The sequence below is a fragment of the Arsukibacterium sp. genome (assembly GCF_018402695.1).
GTDB lineage: Bacteria > Pseudomonadota > Gammaproteobacteria > Enterobacterales > Alteromonadaceae > Alishewanella.
Genome location: NZ_JAGYIM010000009.1, coordinates 358,017 through 369,026, shown reverse-complemented (window position 1 = coordinate 369,026; position 11,010 = coordinate 358,017). Strand labels below are relative to the sequence as shown.

Annotated in this window: 9 protein-coding genes; 6 read left to right on the top strand and 3 right to left on the bottom strand. The window is 46.8% G+C overall.

Annotation, left to right across the window (positions count from 1 at the left end; genetic code table 11):
* Positions 1-59: 59 nt before the first annotated feature.
* Positions 60-1,139: a Fic family protein gene (locus KG631_RS03825; RefSeq protein ID WP_213995476.1), complete on the top strand. Its 1,080-nt coding sequence runs from the start codon at positions 60-62 to the stop codon at positions 1,137-1,139.
* A gap of 122 nt (positions 1,140-1,261) precedes the next feature.
* Here KG631_RS03825 and glmS read toward each other — a convergent pair whose 3' ends face one another.
* The 3 genes from glmS to KG631_RS03810 form a co-directional block, all read right to left on the bottom strand.
* Positions 1,262-3,091 carry a glutamine--fructose-6-phosphate transaminase (isomerizing) gene (gene glmS, locus KG631_RS03820; protein ID WP_213995470.1) on the bottom strand — a complete coding sequence of 610 codons (1,830 nt, stop codon included), beginning with the start codon at positions 3,089-3,091 and terminating at the stop codon, positions 1,262-1,264.
* A 41-nt stretch (positions 3,092-3,132) separates the two neighbouring features.
* On the bottom strand, positions 3,133-3,900 hold the full coding sequence (locus KG631_RS03815; RefSeq protein ID WP_213995464.1) for a DeoR family transcriptional regulator: 768 nt from the start codon (positions 3,898-3,900) through the stop codon (positions 3,133-3,135).
* Between the two features lie 295 nt (positions 3,901-4,195).
* Entirely contained in the window at positions 4,196-4,756 is a 561-nt protein-coding gene (locus KG631_RS03810; protein ID WP_213995460.1) for a DUF1439 domain-containing protein, read from the bottom strand.
* 195 nt (positions 4,757-4,951) lie between these two features.
* On the opposite strand from KG631_RS03810, the gene KG631_RS03805 reads away from it, so the two are divergent.
* The 5 genes from KG631_RS03805 to KG631_RS03785 all read left to right on the top strand — a co-directional run bounded on the left by KG631_RS03805 (position 4,952) and on the right by KG631_RS03785 (position 10,925).
* Entirely contained in the window at positions 4,952-5,830 is an 879-nt protein-coding gene (locus KG631_RS03805; RefSeq protein ID WP_213995454.1) for an ABC transporter ATP-binding protein, read from the top strand.
* Positions 5,831-5,843: 13 nt separating this feature from the next.
* A complete protein-coding gene (locus tag KG631_RS03800; RefSeq protein WP_213995447.1) occupies positions 5,844-7,130 on the top strand; it encodes a hypothetical protein in 1,287 nt (428 codons plus the stop codon).
* Positions 7,123-7,506: a GntR family transcriptional regulator gene (locus KG631_RS03795; RefSeq protein WP_213995439.1), complete on the top strand. Its 384-nt coding sequence runs from the start codon at positions 7,123-7,125 to the stop codon at positions 7,504-7,506. Before KG631_RS03800 ends, KG631_RS03795 begins: the two co-directional genes overlap by 8 nt.
* Before the next feature lie 133 nt (positions 7,507-7,639).
* On the top strand, positions 7,640-7,948 hold the full coding sequence (locus KG631_RS03790; protein WP_213995432.1) for a hypothetical protein: 309 nt from the start codon (positions 7,640-7,642) through the stop codon (positions 7,946-7,948).
* Between the two features lie 157 nt (positions 7,949-8,105).
* Positions 8,106-10,925 (top strand): EAL domain-containing protein, encoded by a 2,820-nt coding sequence (locus tag KG631_RS03785; RefSeq protein WP_301003573.1) that lies wholly within the window; start codon positions 8,106-8,108, stop codon positions 10,923-10,925.
* The last annotated feature ends 85 nt before the right edge of the window (positions 10,926-11,010 follow it).

Here is an 11,010-nt window from a genome sequence, read left to right as displayed (position 1 = left end):
TTTTTTGAATTTTTTATACATACTGTATCAACATATATAAAAATCACCGGGAACTTTGCATGTCCTACGTATTAACAGCACTGCCACTACCAAGCATTGAGCAATGGGAAACCCGCGCGGTATTAAAGAAGACCGCAGAAGCACATCGTTATCTAGCCGAACTGAAAGGTGTTGCTGCGAGTATCCCCAACGAAGCCATTCTGATCAACACGCTAAGTTTGCAAGAAGCAAAAGACAGCTCAGAAATAGAAAACATCATCACCACTCACGATGAATTATTTAAAGCCAATCTGTTTGCAGATGCGGTTACCAACCCTGCCGCCAAAGAGGTGCAGGACTATGTGCTTGCCTTAAAAGAAGGTTTTCAAACTGTCAGACGGCAAAAAATAATTCGACTGACCGATGTATTGCAAGTGCAGGAAAATCTGGAGAGAAATCAGGCAGGTTTACGCAAACTGCCGGGAACTGATCTTAAAAACGCCCGCACAGGAGAAATCATTTATACGCCACCACAGCATGCAGAAACCATAGCCGAGTTAATGCACAACCTTATCGAATACATTAACAATGATGAACTCTGTGATGCTGACCCGCTGGTAAAAATGGCTATTATCCATCACCAGTTTGAAAGCATACATCCATTCTACGACGGTAATGGCCGCACAGGCCGGATCCTGAACATCTTGTATCTGGTTGCCAAAGAACTGCTGAACCTGCCGGTTTTATACCTAAGCAGATTTATGATTCGTGACAAAGCAGCTTATTACACGCAATTACAGCAACTGCGCGAAACTGGCGATTGGGAGTCATGGCTGCTCTATATGCTTGATGGTGTAATAGATACTGCAATTAATACCATTTCGCTGATCACTGAAATAAAAACCCTGATGCTAACCTACAAACACCGAATCCGGGACGAGCTCCCCAAAATTTATCGTCAGGAGTTGCTGAACAATGTGTTCAACCATCCGTATACTAAAATTGAGTTCGTAATGATTGACCTTGGAGTGTCGCGCATTACCGCAACTAAGTATTTAGAAGAACTTGTCCAGCACGGTTTTCTGCACAAAGAAAAAAAGGGCCGCAGTAACTATTACATTAATCATCCGTTGTATAGTTTACTGATGCAACATGCTTAACCACCAGGCAGCGATCAGCGTCAAATTTCAAACTGAAAGCAGGCTCTTAAAAACCTCCAAACTCAACAGATAAAAAGGCCATCACAGAATGCTGTTGATGGCCTCAGTATTTCTTGCGAGTCTTATTCTACCGTTACACTCTTCGCCAGATTACGCGGCTGATCCACATCGGTGCCTTTGATAATAGCAACGTAGTAGCTGAGTAACTGCAGTGGCAGGGTGTAGACGATGGGCGCCAGGATGTCGGCGACGTGTGGTACGTTAATAACCCGCATGGTGGCGTCGGACTGGAACTTGGCGTCGGTGTCGGCGAACACATATAAAATACCACCGCGGGCCCGTACTTCTTCGACATTTGATTTCAGTTTTTCCAGTAAATCGTTGTTTGGTGCAACTACGATAATTGGCATATCGGCATCAATCAGCGCCAGCGGGCCGTGCTTTAATTCACCGGCCGCATAGGCTTCAGCGTGGATGTAGGAAATTTCTTTCAGCTTTAATGCCCCTTCCATCGCAATGGGGTACTGATCGCCCCGGCCTAAAAACAGGGCATGGTGCTTGTCGGCAAATTCCTGGGCCAGCGCTTCAATTTGCGGTGCCAGCGCCAGGGCTTGTTCCAGTTTGCCCGGTAAGCTTTGCAGCGCCTCCGTCAGCTCCCGCTGCTGTGTGCCAGTTAAGCCGTTATATTTACCGATGGCCAGGGTTAACATGGCCAGGCCAACTAACTGAGTAGTAAAGGCTTTAGTCGATGCTACACCAATTTCAGCACCGGCGCGGGTCATAAAGGCTAAATCAGATTCACGCACCAGCGACGAGCCCGCCACATTACAAATGGTTAAACTGCCAACGTAACCGGCTTCTTTGGCCAGGCGCAGTGCCGCCAGGGTATCGGCTGTTTCACCCGACTGCGAAATACTGACCAGCAGGCTGCCCGGCTGCACGAACGACTTGCGGTAACGAAACTCTGAGGCAATTTCAACGTTACAGGAAATGCCACCTAACGATTCCAACCAGTAGCGCGCGACCATACCGGAGTGATAGCTGGTGCCACAGGCAACAATTTGGACATGTTTAACCCGCTTGAACAACTCGGCCGCGCCGTTACCAAAGGTTTCATCCAGCACCGAATCGCTGCTTAAGCGGCCTTCCAGGGTATTACTGATGGCATGCGGCTGCTCGTAAATTTCTTTTAGCATAAAATGACGGTACTGGCCTTTGTCGCCCGCATCGTAACTTACGTTCGACTCGTGTACCTCTCGCTCAACGGCGTTACCAGCGGTATCGAAAATACTGACACTGTGGCGGGTGATCTCTGCCACATCGCCCTCTTCCAGGAAAATAAAGCGGCGGGTCACCGGCAATAGCGCAAGCTGATCAGAGGCAATAAAGTTTTCGCCAATGCCCAGACCAATCACCAGCGGGCTGCCTGAACGCGCTACCACCACCCGGCTGGCATCGGTTTTATCCATTAGCACTGTGCCATAAGCACCATGCAGCTGCTTAACTGACTTTTGCACTGCCGCTAACAACGAACCGGCACTTTTCAGCTCTTCCTCTACCAGGTGAGCGATAACTTCGGTGTCGGTGTCTGAGGTAAAGACATAGCCTTTGGCTTTCAGGGCGTCACGCAACGGGCTGTGGTTTTCAATAATGCCATTATGCACCACGGTTATATTGCTGGATACATGTGGGTGCGCATTGCGCTCACTCGGTTCGCCATGCGTGGCCCAACGGGTATGGGCAATACCGGTACCGCCGGTGGCAGGTGTTAAGGCAACAGCATCGGCCAGCTCTTTTACTTTGCCTAAGCGGCGAAGCCGCGTCAGCTGGCCACTGGCGTCAACAACCGCGACACCGGCCGAGTCATAACCGCGGTATTCCAAGCGGCGCAGGCCTTCAACCAGAATATCCACCACATCACGTTGCGCCACTGCGCCGACTATTCCACACATATTTTCTCTCCGTTAAACGCAGTTTAATTTGAGTGGGTGAATCAGGCATTAACCCGAATCACCTTTACCCCTTGTTCAGTTATCCGGGCCGCAGCGTCGTCGCTTAAACCATCGTCGCTAACCAGTACTTTCACCATGGCCCAGGGCAGTTCCAGGTTATGAATTTTCCGCCCTAACTTATCTGATTCCAGCATTACTATCACTTCGCGGGCGCATTCGGCCATTACCCGACTTAAACTGTACAGCTCGTTATAAGTTGTCGTACCCCGGCCTAAATCGACACCATCGGCACCAATAAACAGCTGGTCAAAATCATAGGCACGCAATACCTGCTCGGCCAGCTGGCCCTGAAAGGCTTCTGACTGCGGGTCCCAGGTACCACCGGTCATTAGCAGGGTAGGCTCGTTTTCCAGTTCGCGCAGGGCGTTGGCAATACCCAATGAGTTGGTCATTACCACCAGGCCTTGTTTACTGGCCAGTTCAGGCAATAAAGCCGCGGTAGTGCGGCCGCTGTCGATAATTATCCGGTAATGATCTTTAATCAGACTGGCGGCGGCTTTGGCGATTGCCAACTTTCGCTTTGAAACTTTTTCAAAGCTGGAGTCGGCAATAAAATCCTGCGGTACCGGTACCGCACCACCATAGCGCCGCAACAACAGCCCCGCTTGTTCCAATACCGTTAAGTCTTTCCGAATTGTGACTTCAGAGGTCTGAAATTGTTCGGCTAGTTGCTCTACTGAAAGTTCGCCCTGTTGCTGCAGTTGACTGACGATCAGATGGCGCCGCTGTTGGGTATTGCGTTTGTTCATTAGTTTTACTAAGCGATATCTTTCGATTAAGTTTCAAAACGAAAGATATTTTAGAGATCCAGGCCTTAATTGCAAGCGGTTGCTGCAAATTACCACAAAAAAACTCAGAGCACCGCCCACTTCTTAATGATAACTATTTGCATTTATAAATTTACTGGTTTATAGTCTCGCTTGTCACGGACTGACACAGACTGGCCCCGGATGGCCATCTCTGGTCGTTGTTTTACTTGTCTTGCACTTTGGGGTGGCTTTCGCCACCCTTTTTTTCACGCTGTCATAGGGTTTGAGGCAACGGCTACTGGCCGCTGGGACTAAATGCCAGTTTGCCATCCTGTACCGCCATATTTACCGGTACTGCAGTAAGTAACCTGATGGTGGGGTGGGTTTGATCAAGTCGGTACACCGGGTTTGATGCCAGATAACCATTAACCAGCTGCAGTAATTCATTACTTACCGGGGCTAAATTGCCGCGATAACCGGCCGCTTCAATACTGCTGTCCAGCAACTTAACTGAACGGATAAAAATCGCTTTTTCGGTCGCGTCATAGTAAGGCGCACCTTCTATTTGCAACTGCAAATTAGCCGGATAACTTAAACCAAACAAGGATAATACCGCAGAGGCATCGGTGTTAATCCGCACCAAATCACTGTTATCCGGGCCAATATCAACCTGCATTTTTTCCACTGCCATTTTCAGCGGAATACCCGCCACGTTGGCCTGGCGGGTGAGTTTCGGTAACTGTGAACTTAACATCTGCTCTAAGTCTGCCTCGCTGACGTTATAAGTCGACAGTGAGCCAAGCTGGGCACAGCTGGCCAACAGCAATATGAACATTAAACCAATTACAGTACGCATAAGTTTTTCCTGTATCACACTATTGTCCGGTCTACACAGTACCGGTTGTAGCTTAGTATAACCTGAATAACAATTTGTTAAGTCCAATTCGCAAAGCAGGTTGTGACGCTATTGTTATTTTTGTTGAATAACCAGCTTGTGTCTCAGCATCATCTGTATTAGTGTATTAATACAGTTTGTTTTGGAGACAGGGACATGCCCGACATTATTGAAATAACCAGCTTGTATCGACGTTACAACGAAAAAAATGTGCTGCAGAATATCAGTGCCCGGGTACAACAGGGTGACGTGATAGCCCTGTTAGGAAAAAACGGTGCTGGCAAAACCACATTACTTGAAACCTTACTTGGGTTTGCTGTACCAGAACAGGGCGAAGTAAAGTTGTTTGGCACACCCAGTACAGAGATAGATGCCAGAGAGAAACAGCTTATCGGGTTTGTGCCACAGCAAGACGAATTGCTGGAACAAATGACTCCGGACGAACACCTGCAATTGTTTGCCCGCTTTCAACCCAATTGGGATCAGGGACTATGCGACCGGCTCTGTCAAAGCTGGCAAATTCCGCTGACGAAGCGTATTAGTAAGTTGTCGGTGGGGCAACGCCAGAAGCTGGCGATTATTCTGGCACTATGTCATAAACCGCAGCTACTGATCCTGGATGAACCTGTCGCCAGCCTCGATCCCATCGCCCGGCGCCAGTTTTTAACTGAGCTGGTTAATATCGCCGCCGATCAGCAAAGCGCCATTATTTTTTCATCTCATATTGTGTTTGATATGGAGCGGGTCGCCAATAAAGTGTGGCTGCTAAAAGATCAACAGCTTGCCTGGCAGGGTGAATTGGACACCCTGAAAGAGTCTGTGGTGCGGCTGCATATCAGTTCCTCGCAGCTACTGCCTAATCCGTTATCACTACCTGATCTATTACACCAGCAAGTGCAGGGCAAAGTAGCAACAGTAACAGTGCAAAACTGGCAGGATACCGGGCTGGCCGCGCTCGAGAAACAGCTGCAGGCACAAATTCGGGTAGAACAACTGAATCTGGAAGATATTTTTCTGGAGTTGCATGAATGCTAAGGAGCGGCCTGCGATGACAACTTTAAAATTCCCGGTGCTACTTATCCAACTTTACCGGATGCTTACCCTGCTTGAAATGAGTGTTGGCTGGTGGTTTTTTATCGCCTTTTTCTGGTTCCTCGGGTTTGCCAGCAATGCCAGCTTATATATAGCAAATATTGTTTTGTTTATTTATTACTATGCGCGCTTATTGCCGGCAATAGCCACTTTTATGACTGGCAGCTACGGCCGGATGTTGCTAAGTAAGTCACAATCAGCTTTTATCCCTTTTTTACTTGTAAGTGTTGTTACCTTGCTTACCTCTTTGGGCGTGGTGCAATATACGGCGTTGTCATATCCACAGGCATTACTAACGTTATTCTGCAGCCATTTGTTACTGCATGCTATTGTATTTGCTGATAAAGGCCGTAGCTCCGCCTCAGGGCTGGTTGTCTTTCCGGTTTGGCTGGTTCTGTTCAATCCGCAATGGTTTTTACAAACGAGTTGGTTATTACCCATAGTTCAGCCATTACCAATGATCCTTTTTTACACCCTTAGCTTGTTTGCGGCTGCTTATTTACCAAAACTTTCCAGACTGCGGCGCGACACAGAACGACAACAATCTGCTCATCTCTGGCATTTTCGATGGCGCGCTATCCCTAAATTTCATTCGACGTTGGCGGCCAGCTATCTGTTTCATTTTAATGCCAAGCCTTTCTCGCGCCTGTTGGTTTTTTCAGCTGTTTGCGCTGCGGTGCCATTGCTGCAAAGTGCAGTACATCACTGGTATCACAGCAATTGGCAGTGGTTTCCTGAACTTGAAGGCTGGCAAGTGCTGAACCAATTTCTGTTCCTAGTACCTCTGATTTACTGGCTGTACACTATTGACTCAGCAACCGGCAAAACTAAAACTGCCTGGCTATATTTGCCTGTATCCAGATATAAACTGTTCTATTTTTACGAGCGCCATTTTTTAGGCCAGTTAGTTATTTTCACTCTGCCTGTGCTGGTGTTGCTTTACTGTTGGCAACCGCAAAATCCTGTTTTTTTGCTAAGTAGTGCACTTCTGCTCGGCAAGCTTTTGTTTATCACTTACCTGATGCTGTGCTTCCCGAACAATACCAAAAGTGGTTTTATCCTGACTTTTTTGTATTACAGTTCATCTGGATATCGGCTTTTTACAGCCTCACACCAGGTGCAACTATATAGTTTACTGAGTCTGCTGCTGGCCGCCATGGTGCTGCGTCATTTTGCCGTAAAACACTGGAAAAGGCGTGATTACAGCCAAAAGGCTACAAACACAAGGAAACGCCATGTTTAGTATCAATCCGAGCAGTGGCGAACCAATTTACCGGCAACTTACCGGCCAAATTAAACGGATGGTGGCCGGCGGCCAGTTAAAAGCCGGTGATGAGTTGCCGTCAGTAAGAGAGTTGGCGTCGCAGTATGCGGTAAACCCAATGACAATCTCCAAAGCTTATAGCTTGCTGGAAGCCGAAGGCGTGTTGGAGCGCCAGCGCGGTAAACCAATGACCATTGCCAGCCAGGCTTCACCCGGGCAAAGTGAAAAAAGCAGGTTGCAGCAAGTGTTGCCACAACTGGAGCAACTGGCATTGGCCGCCCAACAGTTGCAGCTGCCAAAAGATACGGTATTATCAGCACTTTCAGAGGTATTTGACAGGATGTCTGATGATTGAATCCAAATCTGGCCCTTGGCTCAAAATAAAATCTTTTTACCGGCAATATCCGGACCGCTGTCTGTGTGCATGCGCAGCAATCATCGTCACCACCGGGTTTGTCTGGCAGCAACATTATTTTTCAGCATTGATAATGTTCGCTATTGCAATCCAGTGCCTGATATCAGACAAAAGTCAGCAGCGGTGGCAGCAGGCTGAATTCGTGCCTGATATTTTTACCCAACTTAAGCTGGAGCAACAGATGCTTCACGTGAAACATCGCCAGCTGCAAATCATCGATATCAAAAAAGTGGTTGTGGATCAGTTAGATGATAAAGAAGCCCTTATTGATTTTCCATTCAACGTTTACCAAAAGCTGGCGATGCGCTTTCCGGCCAGCCAGCTGCCGGCATTACAAGCCTGGCTAAAACAATACCTGCCAACTGCACAAATTATTCAGTGAATACAGCGAGAACAAATCAGAATACGAAGTCGCTTGAAAAAGCCATTAAAGCGGGTATTCTGACATAAGATAAGTCTAATTTAATTGGCGCGCTTTAATGCAGATGAAACCCTTGTTAACCGTTACTGCTCGATCACACTCGGTTAAGTTGGTTCTATTGTTATTAGCGTTGACATTAATTACATTTTTACCACTCTTGCTGAACATAGACCTACCTGAACTGAGTCATCAGGCCTACTTGCCACTGCATACTGTTTTTGAAATTATTGCCGTTGTCATCGCCGCCATGATTTTTGCCATTATCCGTGAACAAGCTTTAGTTAACATGACGTTGCGTGGGGTGATATTAGCATGCTGTTTTTTTGCCATATTTTGGTTAGATCTTGGCCATCTGCTATCGTACCAAGGCATGCCAGACTATTTCAGCCAAAATGACCCGCAGAAAGCGATACATTTCTGGTTAGCCGCTCGCTTTATCGCGGCGCTTGCCTTATGTTTCGCAGTGTTGCCGATTGCCGATAAAAGTACCGGGCTGACAACGTATTACCAGACATTACTGGCTGCAGTCTTCAGCGTATTAGCCTTAAATTATTGGTTTATTGTTCATCCCGATACCTTGCCAGTTTTTTATATTGAAGGCTCGGGCCTGACTAACGCAAAAATACTCGCTGAGTATGTCGTAATCCTGATTAACCTGATAACAATTTTTTTTATTCTGCGTTACCGTCATCAGCAGCGACCTTTTCATACTCCAGCTTTGTTTGCTGCGGTTATTACCATGATTTTAAGCGAATTTTACTTCACCTTATATGGTAAATTCAGTGACAGCTTTAATATTCTAGGCCATGGCCTGAAACTACTTTCATACTTATTTTTATACCGGGCACTGGTTTTTGAAACACTGGCGGCGCCCTATGCTCAGATGATGCAATCTAAGGCCGAACTTTCAGCCACCCTGGCCGCGGTGCCGGATATTTTATTTGATGTTGATTTTGAAGGGCGTTTTCACCACGTTCATTTCAGACCCGAAAGCAAACTCTATCTTAGCCCTGACCTGTTTATTGGCAAAAAAGCAGCTGAAGTGTTGCCCAACAACGTAACAGCAGCGATGGAAAAAGCAATAACTGAAGCCTATAGCCGGCGAGGCTGCTCAGATGCACATCAATATGCGTTGACCATAGAGCAAGACAACGAGCCAAGCTGGTTTCAGGTTATTGCTGCGTTGAAAACAGATAATAACGTGATTCCGCATTTTATTTTGGCTGTCAGGGATATTACCGCCCAAAAAAACACCCAGGCGACAGAACAGCTGAATGCCCTGGCATTTCACACCCGCGAAGCCATCATGATTACCGACGCTGAGCGTCGCATTATCCGGGTTAACCCAGCCTTTACCGATATTACTGGCTTTAACGAAGCTGAAGTGATTGGTAAAAAACCTTCAGTGCTTAGCTCTGGGCTACATGATCAGGCGTTCTATCAGCATATGATGCAAATGCTGGCGCAGTATGATGTCTGGAGTGGTGAAATTTATAACAGACGGAAAAATGGCGAAGTTTATCCGGAACATGTTGTCATTAATGCACTGAAAAACCAGGATGGCCAGATTACCCATTATATCGCCAGTTTTAACGATATAAGTAAGGCGAAAGCGGATCAGCAACGCATTCATCGTCTAGCTTTTTATGATCCCTTAACTCATTTACCAAACCGGCGCTTATTGCTGGAAAAAATTAAAGAAGCACAAACAGAATCCCAGCGCAGTGGCGACTTCTCTGCATTATTGTTTATTGATTTGGATCACTTTAAACGGCTCAATGATAGCTTCGGGCACTCTTATGGTGACGATTTACTGTACCAGTTAGCAGAGCGGCTACAACTAAGTATACGTGCTACCGACACTTTAGCCCGCCCTGGCGGTGACGAATTTATCTTATTGGCCAGGTTGCTCACTGCTGACCCGGTAACCGCTGCTATGGATGCAGAAGTATTAGGTAATAAATTACTCGAAGAAATACGCCAGCCTTTTGCATTAAAAGGCCATCAGTATCACATAACTGCCAGCATTGGTATTGCGTTGTTTAATGACAATAGCAAAGATATAGATGAGTTAATGTCATCAGCTGATCTGGCCATGTATCACTCAAAAGAAAATGGCCGTAATCAACTATACTTTTTTGAACAAAATATGCAGCATCAGTTGCGACAGCGACAAAAACTGGAGCAGGAATTAAAGCTGGCATTAGCAGAGCAGCAATTTTCACTTCACTACCAGCCCAAGGTTAACAACAACCAACAACTAGTCGGCTATGAGGCCTTAATCCGCTGGCACCACCCTGAGCTGGGCATGGTTTCCCCTGATCACTTTATTCCACTGACAGAAAGCTCAGGGCTGATTATCCCTATTGGCAGATGGGTGCTCAAAACTGCTTGCCAACAAATTAAGTGTTTTATGGAGCAGGGAACACCGCTAGTTATTGCGGTTAATGTCAGCCAGCGCCAGTTGGTGCAAAAGGACTTTGTAAAGACCGTTCAACAGATCATCAGTGAAACAGGTATTCAACCGACGCTGCTTGAACTGGAAATAACGGAAAGCATGTTACATGATGACCTGGACGCAACCCGCAGCAAGTTACTGGCCTTAAGTGAAGCCGGTGTTACCTTCTCTTTAGATGACTTTGGTACTGGGTATTCCTCCCTGTCCTATTTAAAAAACCTACCTATAGGCGTGTTAAAAATTGACCAGTCTTTTGTTAGAGAATTTCTTGCTCAGGACACTGATTATGCCATTGTACGCACCATTCTCGCGATGGCAGAGGCGCTGAACCTAACGGTGGTTGCAGAGGGTGTAGAGCAATCAGAGCAATTTGATGCACTCGCTGAAATGGGCTGCGATCTGTTTCAGGGCTACCTATTTGGTAAGCCGGCTCCGATACCTCTCTGTGCAGTTCATACTCACGTTCAACCTGCAGAGTAAGCTGCCTAAAGCCACTGCAGACTGGCTGCTATAACTTATGTTATGCTCAAAACGCTAAATTCAGATCGATACAACCGCTAATAAT